Here is a 23782-nt window from a genome sequence, read left to right on the forward strand (position 1 = left end):
TTTTGCCTAATTTGCATCCTATCTTGCAACCCGCGGCGCCGCTGAACCTCCAGCCTTGCCATCGCCCTGAAACCAGGAGTCGGTCACTTCGGATGGCTAATGATTCGTAAGGGTAAACCCTTGATTCGCTTCACCAGCCAAGCCCAAGACTATAGCATATTGTTTCGAACGGCGCAACGGACTTCTGTCTGATTCGCGCTATCCATGCAATGATGCCTGCCTGGCCCCGCGCTTCGAAAAACTGCCCGAACTGCGAAGGAGCGAGACTATAGCACAAGTTTTCGCGCCATCGCCGCCGCCCGGCTTGCCTGGGGAAAGGGTACGTTTACTATTCGGCTTGTACGCCGCACCTAATATGGAGACGAGCACGCTATGCCCCCAGCCATCGCCCTGAGCGAAGATATCCTGATCAACGTTACCCCCTTCGAAACCCGAGTCGCGCTGGTGGAACAGGGGTCGGTACAGGAGCTGCACGTGGAGCGCAGCATCCAGCGGGGCCACGTCGGCAATATCTATCTGGGACGGGTGGTCCGCGTGCTGCCCGGAATGCAGAGCGCGTTCATCGACATCGGGCTGGAGCGGGCGGCCTTCATCCACATCGCGGACCTGCGCGAGAACCGGGGCGAAAGAAGCCAGGGCCTGACGCCCACGCCGATCGAGAAGCTGCTGTTCGAGGGACAGACCCTCATGGTCCAGGTGGTCAAGGATCCCCTGGGCACCAAGGGCGCCCGCCTGTCGACCCAGATCAGCATGGCCGGACGGATGCTGGTCTATCTGCCCCATGACCCGCATATCGGCATTTCGCAGAAGATCGACACCGAGTCGGAGCGCATCCAGTTGCGCGAGCGGCTGCAGGCCTTGATGCCCGCCGAAGAAAAAGGCGGCTTCATCGTCCGCACCCAGGCGGAAGGCGCCAACGACGAAGAACTGACGGCGGACGTAGAGTACCTGCGCAAGCTCTGGACCAGCGTGCAGGCGGCCGCCCGCACCCAGCCCGCCCCCGCCCTGCTCCACCAGGACCTGACGCTGGCGCAGCGCGTGCTGCGCGACATGGTGGGCCCCGGCACCGGCGCCATCCTGGTCGACTCCCGGACGACGAGCGCCGCCATGCTCGAGTGGGCGCGCATCTATACGCCCTCGGTCGTGGACCGCATCCAGCACTACAGCGGCGAGCGGCCGCTGTTCGACACGGCCAACGTGGACGACGAGATTTCGCGCGCCCTGTCCCGCCGGGTGGACCTGAAGTCGGGCGGCTACCTCATCATCGACCAGACCGAGGCGCTGACCACGGTCGACGTCAACACCGGCGGTTTCGTGGGCGGGCGCAACTTCGACGACACCATCTTCAAGACCAACCTGGAAGCGGCGCAGGCGATCGCCCGCCAGTTGCGCCTGCGCAACCTGGGCGGCATCGTCATCCTGGACTTCATCGACATGGAGGACCAGGAACACCGCGAAACCGTGCTGGCCGAACTGAAGAAGGCGCTATCGCGCGACCGCACCCGCATGACGGTCAATGGCTTTACGCAACTGGGACTGGTGGAAATGACCCGCAAGCGCACGCGCGATTCCCTGGCGCACCAGCTTTGCGAACCCTGCCCGATGTGCGAGGCGCGCGGCAACGTGCGCACGCCGCGCACCGTCTGCTACGAGATCCTGCGCGAGATCCTGCGCGAAGCCCGGCAATTCAACCCCAAGGAATTCCGCATCCTGGCCTCGCAGGAAGTGGTCGACCTGTTCCTGGAAGAAGAAAGCCAGCACCTGGCGATGCTGGGCGATTTCGTGGGCAAGCGCGTGTCCCTGGAAGTGGAAAGCCGCTATTCGCAGGAGCAGTACGACATCATCCTGGTCTAGGCTTCTTCAGTGCGGACGGACGCCGGCCATAGCAGGTAGCCGGCGGAATTTCACCTCATTGTGTATGAATTGTGTGTCTTAACGATTCGTTTGCAATGAAGTTTGAAACCGATGGCGACGGGAAGAACGAGCCGATAAGCTGCGGGCGCTTTGCGGGCCATGCCCCGCATGGCGCCCTTTCTTTTGCTTTCGGAGGTCAATGCAATGAAGTCCCTATTCCGTCCGTTCCTGGTGCTGGCCGCGGCGCTGCCGTTCATGTTGGCCGCGTGCGGCGACAAGGAGCCCGAACAGCGTGCCGCGTTCACGCAGTTCCTGCAGACCCGCATCGTGGACAAGCCCGGCGTGCGCGTGCCGAAGCTGACGGACGAAGAAAAGCAGTCCTTCGGCGACTACACGGCGCACTATGCGGTGATCACCGACTTCAACGCCGGCATGGACGCTTCCGTAAAGCCGCTGTCCGGCATCATGCAGAAGGGCGCGGTGCGCTCGCTGAACGACGTCGTGGCGCGCCGCGACGATTTCAAGGCGGTGCAGGCATCGCTGAACGAGATGGGCGCGGCGCTGCAGGCGCAGCAAGCCAAGGCCGACGCCGCCCGCGCGCAGCTCAAGCAGCCTGAAGACCTGAAGGCCGTGTACGACAAGGCCTATGAAAAAACCGTCAGCCTGCCGGCCGACACGTTCCGCGACACGCTGCCGCAACTGAACGCGACGTTCGACGCCAGCCTGAAGATCGCCGACTACGTGGCCGCGCACGCCGCCCAGATCGATCTGTCCGGTCCGATCGTCAAGGTGCAGGACCCGGCCGTGCAAGCCGAACTGAACGGACTGCTGCAGGACCTGAACGCGCAAGCGAAAAACGTGCAGCAGGCGCAAACCCGCATGCAGGCGGTCATGGTCGGCCGCTAGGCGGCCGAGGCCCGGCCGGCGGACGCGCCCGCGTCCGGGCCGCAGTTCAGGACGCCGCGGCCGCGGCGATGCGGAAAGGAAAGGCCTTGGCGCCCCGGGCGCGGTCGGTCTCGCGGTGCGCGCGGATCGACCATGCCGGCCCCGCCCCGCCGGTCTGCGAGAGCAACTGGCGCATGGAGCCCGCCGAAAACCCGCAGCGCAGGACCAAGGCCTGCCGCCGGGCCAGTTCTACACCAACAGCATGAGGCGTCGTGGAAATCCGATCCGATTGCAGCATGGCAGCCCCCTGGCAAAAGCTCTTCATGGACGAAGAGTCTGTGCGAACTAATCTACCTCAGTCACTGGCGCTTGCGCGTGAAATGATGCGTAACGTAATGCGAACAAATGGAAATATTGGTTCATGCCGACGGGCTGGGCGCCGTTTCGCCGGCCTCGCGGTCGGGTTTGTCGTTTTTGCCGTCCGCGGGGCCGCTCATGTTGCCGTACAGCAGCGAGCGGCCGGCGAACAATCCGCCCGCCACCTCCAGGTCGAAACGGTCGGTATCGCGCTTGCGCACGTCCTGCGCCACCTCGGCGGCCTCGTCCGCCGGCACGCCTATCACGCGCAGCGCGGCTTCGCCGAACGCCAGCGCCGATTCCAGGGTTTCGCGGACCTGATAGTCCACCCCCTCTTTGGCCAGCGCCAGCGAATGGATGCGGTCATAGGCGCGCACCGCCACCCGGACTAGCGGAAATTCGGCCTTCACCAGCTTGACGATGTGGTTGACCGCCTGCGGATTGTCGATGCAGATCAGGATGACGCAGGCATTCTCCGCGCCGGCGGTGCGCAGCATGTCGACGCGGGTGCCGTCGCCGTAATAGACCTTGACGCCCCATTTGGCCGCCGCCCGGATCGCGTCGGTGTCGACGTCCAGGATGGAGACTTTCAGGTCCCGGGCCAGCATCGCCTGGGTCACGATCTGGCCGAAGCGGCCGAATCCCACGATCAACACACAGCCGTCCAGGTCCCTGGCCACGTCCACGCCTTCCATGGAAGGCGCCGGCCTGGGCAGCAGCCAGCGCAGCGCCAGCACGCACAGGGGCGTGAACGCCATCGAAATGATCACGACCGCGGTCAGCACGGCGCCGGTATGCGCGTCGAAAATGCCGGCCGCGGCCGCCGCCCCGTACAGCACGAAGGCGAACTCGCCGCCCTGCGCCAGCAGCGCGGCCCGGGTGGTCGCCTCGGCGTGCGTGGCGCGCAAGGCCCGCGCCACCGCATAGACGCCCACCGACTTCACCAGCATGAAGACGACGACGGCCGCCAGGATCAGCGGCCATTCGCGGGCCACCGCCGACAGGTCCAGGGACATGCCCACGCCCAGGAAGAACAGGCCGAGGAGAATGCCGCGGAAGGGTTCGACTTCGGCCTCGAGCTGATGGCGGAAAGTGGATTCGGACAGCAGGACGCCCGCCAGGAACGCGCCCATGGCCATGGACAGGCCGCCCAGTTCCATCAGCAGCGCCGCGCCCAGCACCACCAGCAGCGCGGCCGCCGTCATGACCTCGCGGGCATGCGCGGCGGCCAGCAGGCGGAACAGAGGATTGAGCAACCAGCGGCCCGCGGCCAGCAGGGCCAGGATGCACCCCAGCGCGATGGCCGCCTGCAGCCACGGATCCCCGTGCTCGGCGCCGCCCGCCGGCGCCAGCAGGCTGGCCAGGGCAAGCAGCGGCACGATGGCCAGGTCTTCCAGCAGGAGGATGGACACGATGCGCTGCCCTTGCGCGCTGGCGGTCTCGCCCCGTTCGGCCAATATCTGCATGACGATCGCGGTGGACGACAGCACGAACCCCATCGCCGCCATGAAGGCGGCCAGGCCGGACAGCCCGGCCAACAGGCCGACTCCGGTGAGAAGCGCGCCGCAGGCGGCCACCTGGGCCACGCCCAGGCCGAAGATCTCGCCGCGCAGTTTCCACAGCCGGGACGGCTGCATTTCCAGGCCGATGATGAAAAGAAACATCACCACGCCCAGTTCGGCGACGTGCAGGATGGACTTCGGATCGGAAAAAAACCCCATGCCGAACGGCCCGATGGCCAGCCCGGCGGCCAGGTAGCCCAGGACGGACCCCAGGCCGAGGCGCTTGAAGAGCGGGACCGCGACGACGGCGGCTCCCAGCAGGACGACGACGTTGACTAGCTGGGTGCCATCGGAAGGCAGGGACATGGGGCGCTCCAGGGTGCAGGGCCCGCCCCGATGCCTGCGGACCGGCCGGGATCCATTTTCCGGCAATCCGCCGGATTGGCAATCCGGAAATGCGACAGAAGGAAAACGCGTCCGGCCGCCGCCGGACGCGGGGGAAGCCCGGTCAGTCCTCGCGGAACTGCATCTTGTAGAGCGAGGCGTACAGGCCGTTGGCGGCCAGCAGCTCGGCGTGGGCGCCCTGTTCGACGATCCTGCCGGCATCCAGCACGATGATGCGGTCGGCGTTCTGCACCGTGGACAGGCGGTGGGCGATGACCAGCGTGGTGCGGCCCTTCATCAGGCGTTCCAGCGAGGCCTGGACCTGGCGCTCGGATTCGTTGTCCAGCGCGGAGGTGGCTTCGTCCAGGATCAGGATGGGCGCGTTCTTGATGAGCGCGCGGGCGATCGCCAGGCGCTGGCGCTGGCCGCCCGACAGGCGCGCGGCGTTCTCGCCCACCGGCGTGTTCATGCCCTGCGGCAAGCCGTCGACGAACTCCAGCAGGTTGGCGGCGGCCAGGGCGTCGCGCACCTTCTGTTCGCTGGACTTGCCCAGGGCGCCATAGCCGACGTTGGCGGCGATGGTGTCGTCGAACAGCACCACGTCCTGGCTGACCAGCGACAGGTGCGAACGCAGGCTGCGCAGCGTCAGGTCCTCGACGGGCACGTTGTCCACGAGGATCTGCCCGCTGTCGGCCAGCACGAAGCGCGGCAGCATGTTGACCAGGGTGGTCTTGCCGCTGCCGGACCGCCCCACCAGGGCCACGGTCTGGCCGGGCTCGACGACGAACGACACGTCGTTGACGGTGTCGCGGTCGGCGTCCGGGAAGCGATGCGACACATTGCGGAACTCGACCTTGCCGCGCACGGGTTCGGGCAGTTCCCTGGTGCCGGTATCGCACTCGGGAACCTGGTCGATCAGGGTGAACACGCTTTCCGCCGACACCAGCATCTTCTGCATGCGCGCGGCGACGTTGGTCAGGCGCTTGATGGGGTCGAAGATCTGGGCCAGCGCGGCCATGAACGAGGCGAAGCTGCCCACGGTGAGCGCGCCGCTGTTGGCCTGGCTGAGCGCCACCGCGATGACCGCGCCGACCGAGACCGAGATGCACACCTGGGTCAGCGGCGTCAGGGCGGCGTCCGCCGTCGCGGTGCGCATGGCGAACCGGCGCAGGCGCCGGCTGACGAAATCGAAGCGGCCGCGCTCGACCTCATAGCCGTCGAACAGCTTGATCACGCGCTGGCCGTCGATGCCCTCGCCGACCACGCGGGTCAGCTCGGCGTTCATGTTGACGGTTTCGCGGTTGATGCGGCGCAGGCGCTTGATGAAGAAGCGGGAGATCAGCACCGAGACCGGCAGCATGATCAGGATGATCAGCGTCAGCACCCAGGACATGTACAGCAGCACGCAGATCAGGGCGATGACGACCAGGGTTTCGCGCACCAGCACCGTAATGACGTCGGTGGCGTAGCCGGTGACGTTGCCCGCGTCGATGGTGAAGCGGTTGAGCAGGCGGCCGGTGTCGCCCTGCTTGAAATCGGCGTCCGGCAGGCCCAGCAGGCGCTCGAACATGTCGCGGCGCATGCCCAGCAGCACATTGTTGGCGACCCAGGCCAGCAGGTAATCGCTGAAGAAGTTGCAGATTCCGCGCAGCAGGATCAGGCCCACCACCGCCAGCGGCAGCGCCCACACATAGTAGGGTTTGGCACCCGAGAAGCCGCCGTCCAGCAAAGGCTTCATAATGACGGCCAGGACGGGTTGCGTGGCCGCCGCCCCCGCCATCAGCAGGATGGCCAGCAGCAAACCCTTCCAGTAAGAGCCCACGCGGCTGTAGATCCGCCTCCAGAGTTCGGCTTTGACGGGTTGGGAACCCGCGGGCGCATGGCGTGCGGCAGAATTCAAAGGGATCACTCGCTTTTATACAATTGTGGCGAGAATTGTACCGGCTGCGCGCCGACGCGCCGCCCGGACCGACCTTAGCCCTAACGCGCCCAGCGCCCATCCATGTCCGATATCAGTTGTCTGTACGTCCGGTTGCCCAATTGGGTGGGCGATGTCTGCATGAGCCTGCCCAGCCTGCGTGCCCTGCACGCCAGCGGGCTGCCCCTGGTGATCTGCGCCCGCCCCTGGGCCCGCGACCTGCTCGACGGCGTGGCCAAGCAGGATTTCATTCCGATGCGGGGCAAGGTCGGCCCCGACCGGGCCGCCGTCAGCGCCCACCGGCGCGGCCTGGGGCCCCAGGGCCGCGGGGCGCGGGGCCTGCTGCTGCCGGACTCCCTGTCCAGCGCGCTGGTATTCCGGCTGGCGGGCCTGCCCTCGGCCGGCTATCGCGACGACGGCCGCAGCTTCCTGCTGCGCTGGCCGGTCTCCAAGCCCGGCGACTCCCTGCACGCGGTCCAGTCCTGGCATTACCTGACCCGCGAGGCCCTGAGGCGCTGGGGCCTGCCCAGCGGCCCCGCCGAGCCTGGCCCGACCCTGGACCTGCCCCTGACCGCGGCCCACCGCGACGCGGCCGCCCATGCGCTGGAAGCGGCCGGGCTGGCCGGCCGGCGCTTCGTCCTGATCGCCCCGACGGCCACGGGCCTGCACAAGGGCAGGATCAAGGTCTGGCCAGGATTCGATACACTTACCCGCGCCCTCCAGGCCGACGGCCATACCGTGGTAATGTGCCCCCCTCCGGCCGAGACCGACGAGGCCCGGCGCAACGCGCCGACGGCGCTCCTGCTGCCGCCTCTGTCGCTGGGCGCCTTCGCGGCGCTCACGGCCAGGGCGGCGCTGGTGGTTTGTAACGATTCCGGCGTGTCGCACGTCGCCGCCGCGGCCGCCGCCAGGGAACTCACCCTGTTCGGCGTCACCCGCCCCGAACGGACCGGGCCGTGGTCGCCTCGGGCAGTGTGCATCGGCGCCGAGAACGCCTGGCCGTCGGTCGAGGAAGTCGCGCAGCAGGCCAGGATCCTGCTGGACGAGACGCAGTAATCAGGATTTGAAATGCCCTTTTCCACCTATCTCGCGAATCTGATCATCCCCTACAACCTGTGCCTGACCCTGGTCGTCGTCGGACTGGTGCTGGGCCTGTTCCGGCTCCGCAAGACCGGCGGCGCCCTCATCGCGGCCGGCTTGCTGTGGGCGCTGGCCTGGTCGCTGCCGGCCACGTCGCTCTGGCTGGGCGGGGCGCTGGAATCCCGCTATCCGCACCTGCCGCCCTCGGAATCCCCGACGGCCGACGCCATCGTGGTGCTGGGCGGCAACACCGCCAACGGCCGCGCCAACTGGTTCCAGCCCTACGACAAGGACACCGCGGTGGTGCGCGTGGACACGGCGGCCCAGCTTTATCTGGCCGGACGCGCGCCCAAGGTGGTGCTGTCCGGCGGCGCGCTGGAAGGCGACATCAGCGAAGCCCGCGGAATGGCGCACGCCATCCGCCAGCAAGGCGTGCCCGAAACGGCGCTCATCCTGGAGAACGCCAGCCGCACCACCTACGAAAACGCCGCCCTGACCGAGGACCAGCTCAAGTCCCGCGGCATCGGCAAAGTCCTGCTGGTGACCTCCGCCCTGCACATGCCGCGCGCGATGGCGGCGTTTTCCAAGCAGGGCGTGCAGGCCATCGCCGCCCCCGCCCCGCCGCAGATCGTGCCGCCCACCGACGGTTCGCTGCAACTGTGGCTGCCCGACCAGCGCACCTTCGACGCCAGCCGCTCCATCATCAAGGAATACGCCGGCCTCTTCGTCTACTGGCTGCGCGGATGGGTATGAGTTCCGCGGCGCTGGCCTGTCGAGCCGGCTGCGGCGCCTGTTGCATCGCGCCGTCGATCACCCGGCCGATCCCCGGCATGCCCGCGGGCAAGCCGGCCGGCGTGCCCTGCGTCCAGTTGCTGCCGGACATGCGCTGCGCGATATTCGGCCAGCCTTCGCGCCCGGATTTCTGCGGCGGCTTGCAGGCGCAGGCGGAAATGTGTGGAGAGGACCGGGAATACGCGATACGGTGGCTGGCGGCGCTGGAGCGGGCGACGGCGCCGGGGGGGTGATTTTCTTGTGGGCTGGGCGGTTCGTCATGGCGAGAAACGCTTCCTGTGTCAGACACCCGGGAAGAGCGGCTTCAGCTTGACGGGCAGGTCGTAGGGGTGTCAGACACGTGCGTCGGGCCTTTATCGCTGTGTCAGACACCCGGGAAGAGTGACTTCAGCTTGACGGACAGGTCGTAGGGGTGTCAGACACGTGCGTCGCAGCTTGACGGGCTGTTCGTACGGGTGTCAGACACGTGCGGCGGGTCTTTCCCCCTGTGTCGGACACGTGCGTCGGGCTCTTGGCTCCGCCTTGGTCAGCGGCGCTCCAGCAGCACTTTTTCGTATAGCACTTCGTAGCGTGCGGCCACGGTCTCCCAGCTTTGATCGCGGGCGATCGCCAGGCCGCGCTCGGCCAGCGCCGCGCGCAGGCCGGGTTCGGAGCCCAGCCGCTCCAGCGCCTGGGCCAGTTGCGCGCCGTCGCGGGGATCTTGCAGGATGAGGGCGTCCTTGCCCGCCGACAGGTACTGCGCGAAGCCGCAGTAGACGGGCGAACTGACCACCACCGGCAGCCCGTGCGACATGGCTTCCAGCGGCGCCATGCCGTAGCTGTCGTTCAGCGTGGGATGCGCGTAGATGTCGGCCGCGCTGAAATAGCGGGCGACGTCGGGCGTGGGGTCGATCAGGGTGACGCGGCTGGCGATGGCGCCGGCCGCGCGCACGCGTTCCCGGGTGGGCTCGTCCGCGCCCACGACCAGCAGCTTGTATTGCGGCGGCAGCTTGCCCAGGGCGTCGAGCAGGGCCGGCAGGCCCTTGCGCAGGGGATTGCGCGCGACCAGCAGACAGCCGACGGTGCCGGCGTCCCATCCCAGCCGCGCGCGGGTCTCGTCGCGTCCGTCCCGCTGCGCGGCCGTGGGCAGCTTGACCCCCGGCGCGATGATGTCCACCGGCAGCCGCGGACCGTAGCTGCGATGGAGTTGATCCATGATCAATCCGGAAACGGCGACCACCCGGCGCGCGGGCGCGTTGCGCACGCGCAGTTTTTCCAGGATCAGGTACGTGGCCAGGCGCGGGCTGAGCCAGGCGGCCAGGCGCTGCATCGGCTTGGCGCGGGTCACACGGTTGTAGCGCACGGGCGTGACGTGCATGACCTGGATTTCGCCGGCCCAGCCGTTCATGTGCGAATGCACGATGTCGTAGCGCCCGCGGGTGAGCCGGTCGGCGCGCCAGGCGAAATACAGCACCCGCATCCAGCTTGGCAGCCAGGCCGGGAAGCGCACCGGCAGGAAGGGAAACGGCAGGTCGCTGTCGAAGTCGCGCGCCACGACGGAGACGTCATGACGCTGGCCGAGTACGCGCATCAGCTCCACGCCATAGGCTTCCGCGCCTCCGAAGCGATTGCCGAAGCGGTCGACCAGCAGCGCGATGCGGAGCCGCCGCTCAACGGCGCCGGCGGGAGTCTTCATACCGGGTCAGGCATTTCTGCAGGAAGCGGATGATGTTGGTGGAGCGCGCCACCGTCACGCGGGGCAGCCCGTAGGGATCGTCGGACGCCGCCGCCAGGCCGCGCTGGGTCAGCGTGGCGTTGTCGTAACCGGCCTCGCGCACCATGGCCCGGTGTTCCGGGCCGTGGTCGCCATAGGGATAACAGAACGCGGTGACGGGCCCGCCCAGCGCCTGTTCCAGTTCGTCCTTGGATTCGACGATCTGGCGCCGCGCTTCCTCGGGCGTCATTTCGGGCAGGTGGACGTGGTCCAGGGTGTGCGAGCCGACCTCGTTGCCGGCCTGCGCCCATTCCCGCATTTCGTCCACGGTCATCAGCGCCGAGAACGGGATGCCTTTCTGCAAGTCCCACACATTGCCGCCGTCGAACTGGCGCGCCACGAAATAGTTGGTGGCGGTAAAGCCCAGTTCGCTGAGCACCGGCATCGCGTTGCGGTGCACGTTGCGGTAGCCGTCGTCGAACGTGATGCCGAACACCTTGCCCTGCCGTTCGCCGCGCACGTAGGGCATGGCGTCCCGCATGGACAGGCCGCGATAGCCCAGCCTGTGCATCCAGCGCATCTGCCGGGCGAAGCTGGCGGGGTGTACCGTCAGTCCGCGATACGGCGTGCCCTTGGGATTGGGCTCGCCGATCTGGTGGTACATGAGTATGGGGATAGACATAACTGCGGATTATAGAGCCCGGTCTCAGCGCAATGTAAGCTGATAGACGTCCAGTGTCGCGGCGGCGAAACGTTCCAGGTTGAAGTCGCGCACGGCGGTTTCCCGGGCCTTGACGCCCATGGCGCGCACGGCTTCGGGGTGGTCGAGCATGAAGCGCAGCCTGGCGGTCATGGCCGGCACGTCGCGCGCGGGCACGATCCAGCCATCCACGCCGTCGGCGACGTTCTCGGGCAGGCCGCCCGCGTCGCTGACCAGGGCGGGCAGCCCCAGGCCCATGATCTCGCGGCATGCGAACGACAGGGCCTCGCGGTACGACAGCACGAAGCCCGCGTGGCAGGCGGCCAGGGCGGCCCGCACGTCGTCGAGCAGGCCGGGAAACACCACCTGGTCGATCATGCCGAGTTCGCGCACGCGCGCCAGCTTGGCCTCGGAGGGCGGGTCGCCGGCCACCAGCAGCCGCACGCGGGCCTTGTCCGCGGCGGGCAGCGCCGCGACGGCGGCGACCAGGTCCAGCCAGCCCTTGTCGTAGTCGGTGCCGCCGGAACTGCCCAGCAGCAGCTTGCCGCGCCAATCCGGCCCGAAGAAGATGTCGCGCAGCTTGTCCAGGCTTTCGGGCGGCGGCGGCGCGAAGAAGTTGGTGTCGATACCGTGGCGGATGGTCGTGATGGGGCGGCGCCGGTAGGGCGAATTTTCCATCAGGCGGCGCACGTAATCGCTGACCGCGATGCTGTGGTCGGTGGCCAGGCGGGCGCGCAGCCAATTGCCCAGGCTGGTCACCGGGTGGTCGTTGTGCTTGGTGAAGACGATACGCGGACGCCGCGGCAGGGCCAGCGTGGCGAACATGACCTGCTTGTGGTCGGCCGAGCCGTTGCAGTGGATGACATCGTAGCCGCCCTGGCGGATCAGCCGCCGCAGTTGCGCGCGCTCGCCCAGCAGCGCGGCGGGGCGAGACGAATACTGCATGGGAACCGCCGTTACGCCGGGGATGGCCTTGGCGTAGCGGTAGAGCCGGCTGGCCTCGGGCGTGGCGACGGTGATCTGGTGGCTGCCCGCCAGCGCCTTGGCCAGGTTGATGATATAGGTCACATGGCCGCCGCCGTTGCGGCCATGGAAGTTGGTGTAGAGGATCTTCACTTTTTCTTGTCGGCCAGGAACATCAGCTTCGAATAGCGGAAGAAGCTGCCGGCCGCCGCGGTGACGGCCAGCACCAGGCCGTGCCTGCCGTCGAGGAAGCCGCGCCGGATCAGGTAGATCCGCACGAAGGTCCAGAAGCCGTGGCCCAGCGCGCCGAAGACCGAGGCGCGCCGGCCCTTGGCGTACATCATGGCGGCGGCGTCCGACGAGTAGCGGTTGACCTTGTTGATCAGGGCGTCCAGGTTGTCGTACGGATAGTGCAGGAAATAGCCGCGCATCCGCAGGGGCTGGCCGCTGGCCGGCACCACGCGCTCATGCACGGCGGCGTCCGTGAAGCGCGCCGTGCCCCGCTTGAACAGGCGCAGCACGTAGTCGGGCCACCAGCCGCTGTGGCGGATGTCGCGGCCGCAGAAATTCGACAGGCGCGCGATCTCGTAGGCGTCGGCCCGCGGGGCGCGCAGCGCCTCCTGGATTTCCTGGGCCAGTTCCGGCGTGACGCGCTCGTCGGCGTCGATGGACAGCACCCAATCGCCCGTCGCCAGGTCCAGCGCGCGGTTCTTCTGGGGCCCGAAGCCGGGCCAGTCCGGCGTGACTTCCACCCGCGCGCCCAGGGCTTGCGCCAGTTCCACGGTGCCGTCGGTGCTGCCCGAATCGACGACGATGAACTCGTCGGCGAACGCCACCGACTTGAGGCACGCGGCGATATTGGCCGCCTCGTTCTTGGTGATGATGATGACTGATAACTTCATCCGCGATTCCTAAGACGCTTTTTCCAGGCCTTCCAGGCATGGAAGCGCGGGCCCCAGAAGGGGTCGCGCGACAGCCAGATGCGCCGGTTCAGCCACCCGCCGCCCTGGTTGCGCACCGCGAAACGGTAGATGTGCCCGGGATCCGCGCCGGGGGCGTTCTGGCCGAAAGGGTCGGTAGTGTACAGGTGGCGGAAGCCGGCCTCGCGGGCCGCGGCCACGTAGTCCGCGTCGAAATAGCCCTGCGGCCAGCAGAGGTGGTCGCTCGCCTGGCCCAGCCGGCGTTCCAGCGTGTCCCGGGAGTCCCGCAGTTCCTGCGCGATATGCGCGCGCTTGGCGTCCGTGTCCGCGCCGCAGACCTTGTCCCAGCGGGTGTGGGTGTGCGTGTGGGAATGGAATTCGAAGGTGCCCGCGGCCCGCATGGCCTCGATCTCGCTCCAGCGCAGCATGGCCTCGTCGGCCCTGCCCTCAGCCACCAGCCGCTTGCAGGCGTCGTGGTCCGGCGTGGCGGGCAAGGGGCCGCCCTGGCCCGCATGCGGCCGGACCGGCCCGTCGCCGATCCAGCCCGTGATGGTGAAGAGGACGGCGCGCATGCCGTAGCGCGCCAGCACCGGATGCGCATGCACCCAGTTGTTCAGGTAGCCGTCGTCGAACGTGATCAGCACGGACCGTTCGGGCGCGGCGCCGCCCGCCAGGTACGCCGCGAATTGCGCGGTCGACAGCGACTGGTAGCCGGCGCGCGCTAGGCGCGCGATCTGCGATTCGAAGACGTCGGGCGTCGCCGCGATCATGCCGCCGGCCGGCGTGACGTGGTGGTACATCAGCACCGGGACGTTGGGCGCGTTCATCCCGCGCGCTCCGCCAGCCACTTGGTATAGACGGCCTCGGTGGTCTCGGCCAGCCGGGCGGGCGAGAACACGCCCTCTTCCCAGACCATCTTGCGGCCCGCCTCGCCCATGCGGCGGCGCAGGCCGGCGTCGTCGATCAGGCGCTCCAGGGCGCCGGCCAGGGCGCGGGCGTCCTTGGGCGGCACCAGGATGCCGGTTTCGCCGTCGCGGAACATCTCGGACACGCCGCCGACGTCCGTGCCGATGACGGGCAGGCCGCTGGCCTGCGCCTCGACGTAGACGGTGCCGGAGGCCTCCTGCTGCGTCGCCAGGGCGAAGAGGTCGAAGCCCGCCAGCAGGTTGGGCACGTCGCGCCGCATGCCCATCAGGTGGATGCGGTCCTGCAGCCCGAGTTCGGCGACATAGGCCTGGGTCTGCTCGAACACCGGCGAACCGCCCCCGACGAACACCAGGTGCAGTCTGGGGCGGCTGGCCATCAAGGGCGCGATCGCGTCGATCAGGTCCTTGTGCCCCTTGGTGGCCCGCATGACGGCCACGCAGCCGACGACGATATCGTCATCGGCCAGGCCGAGTTCCTCGCGCAGGGTGGAGCGCTCGACCGGCGGGGGCAGCACGATGGGCGAATAGACCGTCGCCACGCTTGCGGCGGGCACGCCGCGTTCGATCAGGTGCTGGCGCACGTGGTCGCTCACCGTCGTGACGCGGTGCGGCAGGCGGGTGTAGGACCACAGCGAGCCCACCTTGTTGGACAGGTGGCGGGTGCGCACGATCAGCGGCGTCCCGGCCAGCCGGGCCGCGGCGGCCGCGATGACCGTGTCGCGGCGGCTGTGCGTATTGAGGACGTCGAAACGGCCTTCCCGCAGGATGCCGCGAATGGTGGCGACGCCTTTCAGGTAGTTCGCCACGCCGTCCATTTCCAGCGTGTGCACGGTGAAGCCGGCGTCCGACAGGCGTTCCGCCAACAGCGCCTTGGGCTGGCAGATAGCCTCCATGTGATGGCCGCGCGCGCGCATGGCGGTCATTTCCTTGAAGATCCGCCCTTCCTGGCCGCCGAAGCTGGTGGCGGCTTCCGAGTGAACGATACGCAGGCTACGCATCAATAAGTCACCTCCACCCCGTCGGGCTTGGTCCATTCGTTCAGGTTCGCCAGCAGCGTATCGGCCATGCGGACGCGCCACTCCTCGCCCAGCCGGACCGTGCACAGGAAATTATTCTTGGTATAGACGATATCGACCGGCACGCCGGGAATGCCGTTCTCGGGTTCGGCCCGGAACGGATTCAGCATTTGCCGCAGGCGGGCCGCGTCGGCGCTGCCGTTGAGCTTGACGCGCAGGGACTTGGCGCGGGCCTCGCGGGCCAGTTGCAGGTCGTAGAGCTGCTCGGCCACGATGCGCATGCCGCCGGAATAATCGTCGTTGCTGACCTTGCCCTGCACGATGACGAGCTGGTCTTCGCGCAAGCGGTTGCGGTGCTTTTCGTAGAGTTCGTTGAAGACCGAGATTTCCACCTGCGCGGTGCCGTCGTCCAGCACGGCGAAGACCATCTTGCCCCGCCGCGTCATCATGACGCGCACGCTGGCCAGCACGCCGCACATCCATTGCAGGTCGCGCTGCGGCTCCACGCGGGCGAGCTGCATCGGCACGATGCGGCGCACTTCGTCGCGCCAGGCGTCGAACAGGTGGCCGCTGTAGTAATAGCCCAGCGCGGACTTTTCTTCGGTCAGCTTCTTGTGCAGGTCCCAGGGCGCGACCTTGGCCAGTTCGCCGGCCACCACGTCGCCGCTGTCGTCGCCGAACAGCGAGGCCTGGTTGGCGCTGCGGGCCGCCTGCTCGGCGGCCTCCATGGCGGTGGGCACCGAGGCCAGCATGGCCGCCCGGTTGGGTTCGATGGTGTCGAACGCGCCGGCCTTGATCAGGGCCTCGATGGTGCGGCGGTTGACCGCCTGCTTGCTGACGCGGCGGCAGAAGTCGAACAGGTTCAGGAAGGGGCCGCCTTCCTTGCGCGCGCGCAGGATGTCTTCGACCGCGCCCTGCCCCGTGCCCTTGACCGCCCCCAGGCCGTAGCGCATGGTGCGCGGCGGCCTGCCCTTTTCGGTGTGCTTGTCGGCCACCGGTTCAAACCGGTAGGCCGAGAAGTTGACGTCCGGCGGCAGCACCTCGACGCCGTTGTCCTGGGCGTCGCGGCAGAAAATCTGGACCTTGTCCGTATCGTCCATGTCCGACGACATGGTCGCGGCAAGGAATTCCGTCGGATGGTAGGCCTTGAGCCAGGCCGTCTGGTACGAGATCAGCGCGTACGCGGCCGAGTGCGACTTGTTGAAGCCGTAGCCCGCGAACTTCTCCATCAGGTCGAACAGCTTGACCGCCAGGTCGGGATCGTGGCCCTTTTCCTTGGCGCCCTGTTCGAACAGTTCCCGGTGCTTGGCCATTTCCTCGGGCTTTTTCTTGCCCATGGCGCGGCGCAGCAGGTCGGCGCCGCCCAGCGAATAGCCTCCGATGATCTGCGAGATCAGCATCACCTGTTCCTGGTAGACGATGACCCCGTAGGTGCTCTTGAGCGTGCTTTCCAGGTCGTTGTGGAAGTAGTCCACCGCGGCGCGGCCGTGCTTGCGGTTGACGAAGTCGTCCACCATGCCGGATTCCAGCGGCCCCGGACGGTACAGGGCCAGCATGGCGATGATGTCTTCGAAGGTGTTGGGCCGCAGCTTTTTCAGCAGTTCCTTCATGCCGCGCGATTCCAACTGGAACACCGCGGTCGTGTTGGCGTCGCACAGGATCTTGTAGGCGGCCGGATCGTCCAGCGCCAGCGCCATGACGTCGAAGTCGCGCTTGTCTTCGTTGAACTGGCGCACGTAGCGCACGGCCCAATCCAGGATGGTCAGGTTGCGCAGGCCCAGGAAGTCGAACTTCACCAGGCCGGCGGCCTCGACGTCGTCCTTGTCGAACTGCGAGACGGCGCTGTTCTCCTGCCCCGGCTGGCAATACAGCGGGCAGAAGTCGGTAAGCTTGCCGGGCGCGATCAGCACGCCGCCGGCGTGCATGCCGATGTTGCGGGTCAGGCCTTCCAGCGGTTTCGCCAGGTCGACCAGCCCGCGCACTTCTTCTTCCTGCTCGTAGCGGTCCTTGAAGGCGGGTTCGTCCTTCAGGGTGCGTTCCAGCGTCCAGGGATCCATCGGGTTGAACGGGATCAGCTTGGACAGGCCGTCGCAGAACATATAGGGCATGTCCAGCACGCGGCCCGCGTCGCGCACCACGGCCTTGGCGCCGAGCGTGCCGAAGGTGGCGATCTGGCTCACGGCGGCGCGGCCGTACTTTTCCTTGACGTAGTCGATGACCCGTTCGCGGTTGTCCTGGCAGAAGTCGATATCGAAGTCGGGCATGGAGACCCGCTCGGGATTCAGGAAGCGCTCGAACAGCAAGTCGTAGCGGATCGGATCCAGGTCGGTGATGCCCAGCGCGTAGGCCACGAGCGAACCCGCGCCCGAGCCCCGGCCCGGCCCCACCGGCACGCCGTTGTTCTTGCCCCAGTTGATGAAGTCCTGCACGATCAGGAAGTAGCCGGGGAAGCCCATCTGGATGATGGTCTTGCATTCCCAGCGCAGGCGTTCGTAGTACTGCTCGCGCTTGGACTCGCGTTCGGCCTCGTCGGGGAACAGGAAGCGCATGCGCTTTTCCAGGCCCTCTTCCGACAACTGCACGAGGTAGTCGTCGAGCGTCACGCCCTCGGGCGTGGGGAAGTTGGGCAGGCGCGGCTTGCCCAGCACCAGGCTCAGGTTGCAGCGCTTGGCGATTTCCACCGTGTTGGCCAGCGCCGAAGGCACGTCGGCGAAGCGCCGGGCCATTTCCTCGGAGCTGAGCAGGTACTGCTCTTTGCTGAACCGGCGCACGCGGCGCGGATTGGCCAGGATCTCGCCTTCGGCGATGCAGACCCGGGCCTCGTGCGCCTGGAATTCGAATTCGTCCAGGAACTGCACCGGATGCGTGGCCACCACCGGCAAGCCCGCTTCGCCCGCCAGGCGCATCGCGGCCTGGGTATAGGCTTCGTCGCCGTCCATGCCGGCGCGCTGAAGTTCGATGTAGTAGCTGCCCGGGAACAGGTGCTCCCATTGGCGCGCCAGCGCCAGCGCCGACACGGCGTTGCCCGCGTCCAGCGCCTGGCCCACGTCGCCCCCGCGGCCGCCCGACAGGACGATCAGGCCGTCCTGCCCCTGCAGCCATTCGCGCCGGATCTCCGCGCGGCCCTTGCCCTGGTTCGTCAGGAAGGCCCTGGAGAGCAATTCGCACAGGTTGAGATAGCCCTTGTGGTTGCGCACCAGCAGCAGCAGCCGGAAAGGCTTGGCGGGATCTTCGTCGTTGGACAGCCAGACGTCGCAGCCCGCGATGGGCTTCACGCCCGCGCCGCGCGCGCCCTTGTAGAACTTGATCAGGCCGAACAGGTTCGACAGATCGGTCAGCGCGACGGCGGGCTGGCCCAGCTTGGCGACGCGCTTGATGAGGTCGGGAATGCGCACGATGCCGTCCACGACCGAGAACTCGGAGTGAACGCGCAGATGAACAAATGGGGACGGGTTTGTTACGGCTTCGGACATAGGGAGAATTGTACCGGTCAAAGCCACGGTCCCGGGCGATCCGGGGAGCCCCGCGCGCGCGGCCTGTGTAACAATAGCCTCTGGACCTGACCCACCATTGCTGCACGAGATTTACGTATGAAATGGCTAATCCCCGGGATCTGGCTGGCCGCCATCCTCTTCGCGCACTTCCGCGGCCGCGTCAAGCTGCCGCTGGGCCGGCAACTGCTGGACCACTCCGTGCTGCTCGCCCCCGTCAACGCCTTCATGGTGCTGGCCTCGCGCGTGCCGCCCACGCCCTACCTGACGACGAGCGAGATCGCCGAACTCAAGGTGCTGGACGAGCATTGGGAAACGATCCGCGAAGAGGCCGTGCAGATGGCCGAGCTGCGGCGCATCAAGGCCGCCGACACCCACAACGACATCGGCTTCAACTCGTTCTTCAAGTACGGCTGGAAGCGCTTCTACCTGAAGTGGTATGACGCGCGCCACCCGTCCGCCGAAGAACTCTGCCCCAAGACCGTCGCCATCCTGAAGACCCTGCCCAAGGTCAAGGCCGCGATGTTCGCCGAACTGCCGCCGGGCGGCCAGCTCAACCGGCACCGCGACCCGTTCGCCGGGTCCCTGCGCTACCACCTGGGCCTGGTCACTCCCAACGACGACCGCTGCCACATCATCGTCGACGGCGAATCCTATAGCTGGCGCGACGGCGAAAGCGTGGTGTTCGACGAGACCTACGTCCACGAAGCCTACAACCGCACCGAGCAGAACCGCATCATCCTGTTTTGCGACGTGGAGCGCCCCCTGAAGTGGCGCTGGGCCGAAGCCTTCAACCGCTGGTTCGGCCGGGTCGTCATGTCGGCGGCAAGTTCGCCCAACGACGGCGGCGACCAGACCGGCGCGATCAACAAGCTGACGCACGCGCACTGGGTCATCGACCAGAAGCGCAAGGCCTTCAAGGCCTGGAACCGCAAGGTCTACAAGGCCACCAAGTACGGGCTGATCGTTCTGGTCATCTTGGGGTTCCTGGCGCTGTAGGGGAGGCGACCCCGCGCCCGGTGTCTGACACCCGTACGAGACGCCCGTCCGGCTGAAGCAGACCTTCCCGGGTGTCTGACACCAAGGTGTTTGTGCTTTCGTTGGTGTCAGACACCCGGGTGGCGCCAGCGCAAGTCCTGGATCGTCTCGTACGGGTGTCAGACACAGCCTTCGCCCGAGTGCCAGACACAGCCTTCGTCCCTTCACAGCCTCCGCCCCCCTCTACCGCTTCAACGACTCCCAACTCTTCATCAGCCGCTTCACCGAAACCGGCATCGGCGTGCGCAGCTCCTGCGCGAACAGCGCCACCCGCAACTCTTCCAGCAGCCACCGGAATTCGTCCAGGCGGGGATCGGGCGCCCCCTTCAGCGCCGATCTCGCTCGCTGGTACTGCGTCAGGAGCGGCGCCATCTCGGCCACCAGTTTGGCGTCGCGCGCCGGATCGGCGCGCAGCTTGTCGATGCGCGCCTGGATCGCCTTCAGGTAGCGCGGGAAATGCGCCAACTGCGCGTGGGGCGTGTCGCGGATGAACCACTTGGGCATCAGCGCGCCCAGTTGCGCCTGCAGGTCCGCGTAGGCGGTGGCGTGCGGCTTGGCCTGGGGCAGCTTGCGCTGCACCGCCGCGTACTCCGTCAGCACCGCCCCCGCCAGCCGTGCCACTTCCTGGGCCAGCAGGCCGAGCCGGCCCTTGCCCTCGGCGCGCCGGGCGTCGAACTGCTGTTCGTTCACCGGCCAGGGATCGGCCAGGCAGGCCTGCCCGAGCGCGCAATCGATGATCTGGTCGCGCAGTTCTTCCTGCGTGCCCAGCGTCATGTACAGCATGCTGATCCGGGTCAGGTCCGTCAGGTTCTTTTCCAGGAACTTCACCTGTTCGCGCAGCCCCAGCCGGAACAGCCTGAGCAGGCCGGCGCGATGGTGCTTGCGGGCCTCGTCCGGATCGTCGAACACGTCCAGGTCGCAATGCGCGCCGCGGTCCACCAGCGCCGGATAGCCGATGACCGATTGCCCGCGCCGCTTGATCTCCATGATCTCCGGCAGCGGGCCGAAGGACCAGGAAGTCAGGTTCTCGTGCGCCAGCGCCTGGGCGACCTGCGTGTCGCTGGCCGCCAGTTGCTGGAAGGTGGCCTGCGCCTGCTTGCCGAATTCGGCGCGCAGTTGCGCCAGGTTGCGGCCGGCGGCCAGCATGCGGCCGTGCTCGTCCACCACCCGGAAGTTCATGAACAAGTGCGCCGGCAGGGTTTCCAGCTTGAAATCCCCCACGGCCGGGCGCACCTGGACCTGGTTCCACATATCGGCGATGACGGCGTCCACCAGGCCCTGCTGCGGATCGCCCAGGCGGTCGAACCAGCGCTCGTAGAACCCGGCGGCGTAATCCGGCAGCGGCACGCAATGGCGGCGCAGTTTCTGCGGCAGGGACTTCAGGAGCAGATGCACCTTTTCCTTGAGCATGCCCGGCACCAGCCATTCGCAGCGCGCCGGATCGATCTGGTTCAGGGCGAACAGCGGCACCGACAGGGTCACGCCGTCGCGCGGGGAGCCGGGCTCGAAGTGGTAGTCCAGGGCCATGGACACGCCCTGCCATTCCACCTTCTTGGGGAACACGTCGGTCGTGACGCCGGCGGCTTCATGCCGCATCAGTTCGTCGCGGGTCAGCATGAGCTGGGCGGCCGCAGCCTTGTCCAGCCCCGACACCCACTTTTCCAGCGAGGCCGTCTGCGAAATGTCGGCGGGCAACTGGCGGTCGTAGAAAGCGTAGATCAGTTCGTCGTCGACCAGGATGTCGGGACGACGGGCCTGGTGCTCCAGCTTCTCGATGCCGGCGATCAGCTTGCGGTTGTGCGCCACGAAGGCCAGGCGCGTGTCGATCTCGCCCGGCACCAGGGCCTGGCGGATGAAGAGTTCGCGCGCGTGCGCCGGATTGACGCGGCCGTAGTGGATGCGCCGGCCGGCGTAGATGACCAGCCCGTACAGCGTGGCCCGTTCATTGGCCACGACCTGGCCCGCCTTCTTTTCCCAGCGGGGATCGGACCAGTTCCTGCGGATCAGGTGCGCGGCCACTTTTTCCAGCCACGCCGGGTCGATGCGCGCCACGCAGCGCGCGTACAGCCGCGTGGTCTCGACCAGTTCGGCCGCGACGATCCAGCGCCCCGCCTTCTTCACCAGCCGCGAACCCGGATGGATGTGGAAGCGGATTTCGCGGGCGCCCTGGTAGTGGCCGCCCTCGTCGCTCTTGAAGCCGATGTTGCCCAGCAGCCCCGACAGCAGCGCCAGGTGCAGTTGTTCGTACGTGGCTTCCGCCTGGTTCACGCGCCAGCCCTGTTCGCCCACCAGGGCGGCCAGTTGGGTGTGCACGTCGTGCCATTCGCGCAGGCGGATGGGCGACAGGAAGTTCTGGCGCAGCAGGGCCACCAGCTTGCGCTGCGAGGCCTTGTGCTGGACCTGTTCGCCGTACCACCGCCACAGCTTCAGGAAAGAGATGAATTCGGACTTGTCGTCGGCGAACTTGGCGTGCGCGGCCTCGGCCGCCTCGCGCTCCTGCATGGGACGGTCGCGCGCGTCCTGCACCGACAGGGCCGACGCGATGATCAGCATTTCGGCCAGGCACTGGTGTTCGCGCGCGGCCAGGATCATCCGGCCGATGCGCGGGTCCACCGGCAGCTTGGCGAGTTCATGGCCGGTGCGGGTCAGCGCGAACGAGGCGCCGGTGCGCGCGCCGTCCGCGTCGTCGCCCGCCGCGGACTCCAGTTCGATCGCACCCAGCTCCTGCAGCAGGTGGTAGCCGTCGGCCACGGCGCGCCCGGGCGGCGCCTCGACGAAGGGGAACTGCTCGATATCGTCCAGCTTCAGCGACTTCATCCGCAGGATGACCGACGCCAGCGACGAGCGCAGCACTTCCGGATCGGTGAACGCGGCCCTGTTGTTGAAATCCTGCTCGTCGTAGAGCCGGATGCAGACGCCCGGCCCCACCCGGCCGCAACGGCCGGCGCGCTGGTTGGCCGAGGCGCGGCTGATCGGCTCGATGCGCAGTTGCTCGACCTTGTTGCGCCAGGAATACCGCTTGATGCGCGCCAGCCCGCTGTCGACCACGAAGCGGATGCCGGGCACGGTCAGCGAGGTCTCCGCCACGTTGGTGGCCAGCACGATGCGCCGCGCGTTGGTGCGCGGATGGAAAATCTGCTCTTGCTCGGCCTGCGACAGCCGCGCATACAGCGGCAGCACTTCGGTGCCCGCCGGATGGCGTTTGCGCAGCGCCTCGGCGGATTCGCGGATTTCGCGCTCGCCGGGCAGGAACACCAGCACGTCGCCCGGGCCATGCCGCGCGCATTCGTCCACGGCGTCCACGATGGCGTCGATCAGGTCGCGCTCCTCGTCGCCCGACATCCGCTCGCGATCGCGGCCGGGCTTGCCCGGGGCCGGGGCGGCCTCGCCGTCGGCCGGTCCCTCGCGCACGGGCCGGTAGCGGACGTCCACGGGGTACAGGCGGCCGGACACCTCGATGACGGGCGCGGGCTTGTCCTCGGACGCCGCGAAGTGCCGGGCGAAGCGCTCGGCATCGATCGTGGCCGAGGTGATGATGATTTTCAGGTCGGGGCGGCGCGGGAGAAGCTGCTTCAGGTAGCCCAGCAGGAAATCGATGTTCAGGCTGCGTTCGTGCGCCTCGTCGATGATGATGGTGTCGTAGCGGCGCAAGAGCGGGTCGCGCTGCGACTCGGCCAGCAGGATGCCGTCGGTCATCAGTTTGATGGACGCGTTCGGGCCGGTGCGGTCGTTGAACCGCACCTGGTAGCCCACCACCTCGCCCATCGGCGTGCCCAGTTCCTCGGCGATGCGCTTGGCCACCGAGGTCGCCGCCAGGCGGCGCGGCTGGGTGTGGCCGATCATCTTCTGGCGGCCGCGGCCCAGTTCCAGGCAGATCTTGGGCAACTGCGTGGTCTTGCCCGAGCCGGTTTCGCCGCTGACGATCACCACCTGGTGGCCGGCGATGGCGCGCGCGATCTCCTGGCGCCTTGCGCTGACGGGCAGGTCTTCGGGATAGGTCACCGCGGGAATGGGGCGCTCGGGGCGCGGCGCCCGGCGCGCATTCGGCGCGGCGGCGGCCGCCGGGGCCGCCGCGTCCGCGGCCTTGGAGGCCCGCGGGCTGGAGGATTCAGGCATGTACGATAGTCCGGTTAGGCCGACATTATAAATTTCCGCGCGCGCCGCGCCGGGGAATCCGGCCCCGGCGGTCATATAATTTCGCCACGCCGTCCGCGCGACGGCGCTCTGACGCGGCATGGCGCCGCGTTTTTGCCGACTCTCAGG

17 protein-coding genes are annotated in these 23782 nt (G+C 67.6%); 6 read left to right on the forward strand and 11 right to left on the reverse strand.

Translation table 11 applies throughout. The features are described from left to right. Positions 1 to 390: 390 nt before the first annotated feature. Together rng and AVE30378_RS27765 are read left to right on the forward strand one after the other, a co-directional pair. Positions 391 to 1854 carry a ribonuclease G gene (gene rng / locus AVE30378_RS27760; protein ID WP_129245776.1) on the forward strand — a complete coding sequence of 488 codons (1464 nt, stop codon included), beginning with the start codon at positions 391 to 393 and terminating at the stop codon, positions 1852 to 1854. A 204-nt stretch (positions 1855 to 2058) separates the two neighbouring features. Then, positions 2059 to 2760, forward strand: coding sequence for a DUF3053 domain-containing protein (locus AVE30378_RS27765; RefSeq protein ID WP_129245703.1), 702 nt, complete (start codon positions 2059 to 2061; stop codon positions 2758 to 2760). A 46-nt stretch (positions 2761 to 2806) separates the two neighbouring features. On the opposite strand, the gene AVE30378_RS27770 is transcribed toward AVE30378_RS27765, so the two are convergent. The 3 genes from AVE30378_RS27770 to msbA form a co-directional block, all read right to left on the reverse strand. Beyond that, on the reverse strand, positions 2807 to 3037 hold the full coding sequence (locus AVE30378_RS27770; protein WP_129245705.1) for a hypothetical protein: 231 nt from the start codon (positions 3035 to 3037) through the stop codon (positions 2807 to 2809). Between the two features lie 121 nt (positions 3038 to 3158). Next, positions 3159 to 4964: a monovalent cation:proton antiporter-2 (CPA2) family protein gene (locus tag AVE30378_RS27775; RefSeq protein WP_129245707.1), complete on the reverse strand. Its 1806-nt coding sequence runs from the start codon at positions 4962 to 4964 to the stop codon at positions 3159 to 3161. Between the two features lie 142 nt (positions 4965 to 5106). Next, positions 5107 to 6882, reverse strand: coding sequence for a lipid A export permease/ATP-binding protein MsbA (gene msbA / locus AVE30378_RS27780; RefSeq protein WP_129245709.1), 1776 nt, complete (start codon positions 6880 to 6882; stop codon positions 5107 to 5109). A gap of 102 nt (positions 6883 to 6984) precedes the next feature. Here msbA and AVE30378_RS27785 point away from each other — a divergent pair, with 102 nt between their 5' ends. Genes AVE30378_RS27785 through AVE30378_RS27795 form a run of 3 tightly spaced genes read left to right on the forward strand, consistent with a single transcriptional unit; the run spans position 6985 to position 9005 of the window. After that, positions 6985 to 7956, forward strand: coding sequence for a glycosyltransferase family 9 protein (locus AVE30378_RS27785; RefSeq protein ID WP_129245711.1), 972 nt, complete (start codon positions 6985 to 6987; stop codon positions 7954 to 7956). 12 nt (positions 7957 to 7968) lie between these two features. Beyond that, positions 7969 to 8733, forward strand: a complete 765-nt coding sequence (locus AVE30378_RS27790; protein ID WP_129245713.1) for a YdcF family protein — start codon at positions 7969 to 7971, stop codon at positions 8731 to 8733. After that, the gene (locus AVE30378_RS27795) at positions 8724 to 9005 is read left to right on the forward strand and encodes a YkgJ family cysteine cluster protein (protein WP_129245715.1); all 282 of its coding nucleotides are present in this window, start codon (positions 8724 to 8726) and stop codon (positions 9003 to 9005) included. The genes AVE30378_RS27790 and AVE30378_RS27795 overlap by 10 nt, the downstream gene beginning before the upstream one ends. A gap of 293 nt (positions 9006 to 9298) precedes the next feature. On the opposite strand, the gene AVE30378_RS27800 is transcribed toward AVE30378_RS27795, so the two are convergent. Genes AVE30378_RS27800 through dnaE form a run of 7 tightly spaced genes read right to left on the reverse strand, consistent with a single transcriptional unit; the run spans position 9299 to position 18463 of the window. Further along, complete coding sequence (locus AVE30378_RS27800) at positions 9299 to 10447, reverse strand: glycosyltransferase family 4 protein (protein ID WP_129245717.1); 1149 nt, start codon at positions 10445 to 10447, stop codon at positions 9299 to 9301. After that, entirely contained in the window at positions 10422 to 11147 is a 726-nt protein-coding gene (locus tag AVE30378_RS27805) for a polysaccharide deacetylase family protein (RefSeq protein WP_129245720.1), read from the reverse strand. The genes AVE30378_RS27800 and AVE30378_RS27805 overlap by 26 nt, the downstream gene beginning before the upstream one ends. Positions 11148 to 11171: 24 nt before the next feature. Then, complete coding sequence (locus AVE30378_RS27810; protein ID WP_129245722.1) at positions 11172 to 12281, reverse strand: glycosyltransferase; 1110 nt, start codon at positions 12279 to 12281, stop codon at positions 11172 to 11174. Continuing rightward, positions 12278 to 13030 (reverse strand): glycosyltransferase family 2 protein, encoded by a 753-nt coding sequence (locus AVE30378_RS27815; RefSeq protein ID WP_129245724.1) that lies wholly within the window; start codon positions 13028 to 13030, stop codon positions 12278 to 12280. Before AVE30378_RS27815 ends, AVE30378_RS27810 begins: the two co-directional genes overlap by 4 nt. Continuing rightward, positions 13027 to 13875 (reverse strand): polysaccharide deacetylase family protein, encoded by an 849-nt coding sequence (locus tag AVE30378_RS27820; RefSeq protein WP_129245726.1) that lies wholly within the window; start codon positions 13873 to 13875, stop codon positions 13027 to 13029. The genes AVE30378_RS27815 and AVE30378_RS27820 overlap by 4 nt, the downstream gene beginning before the upstream one ends. Further along, positions 13872 to 14972: a glycosyltransferase family 4 protein gene (locus AVE30378_RS27825; protein ID WP_129245728.1), complete on the reverse strand. Its 1101-nt coding sequence runs from the start codon at positions 14970 to 14972 to the stop codon at positions 13872 to 13874. Before AVE30378_RS27825 ends, AVE30378_RS27820 begins: the two co-directional genes overlap by 4 nt. Beyond that, entirely contained in the window at positions 14972 to 18463 is a 3492-nt protein-coding gene (dnaE, locus tag AVE30378_RS27830) for a DNA polymerase III subunit alpha (RefSeq protein WP_129245730.1), read from the reverse strand. Before dnaE ends, AVE30378_RS27825 begins: the two co-directional genes overlap by 1 nt. A gap of 117 nt (positions 18464 to 18580) precedes the next feature. Here dnaE and lpxO point away from each other — a divergent pair, with 117 nt between their 5' ends. Further along, positions 18581 to 19480, forward strand: coding sequence for a lipid A hydroxylase LpxO (gene lpxO, locus AVE30378_RS27835; RefSeq protein WP_129245733.1), 900 nt, complete (start codon positions 18581 to 18583; stop codon positions 19478 to 19480). A 222-nt stretch (positions 19481 to 19702) separates the two neighbouring features. Here the strand turns inward: lpxO and hrpA are convergent, their stop codons facing one another. Next, positions 19703 to 23635, reverse strand: a complete 3933-nt coding sequence (hrpA, locus tag AVE30378_RS27840; RefSeq protein ID WP_129245734.1) for an ATP-dependent RNA helicase HrpA — start codon at positions 23633 to 23635, stop codon at positions 19703 to 19705. Positions 23636 to 23782 lie beyond the last annotated feature (147 nt).

Origin of the sequence: Achromobacter veterisilvae, assembly GCF_900496975.1 — a bacterium.
Taxonomy (GTDB): domain Bacteria; phylum Pseudomonadota; class Gammaproteobacteria; order Burkholderiales; family Burkholderiaceae_B; genus Achromobacter; species Achromobacter veterisilvae.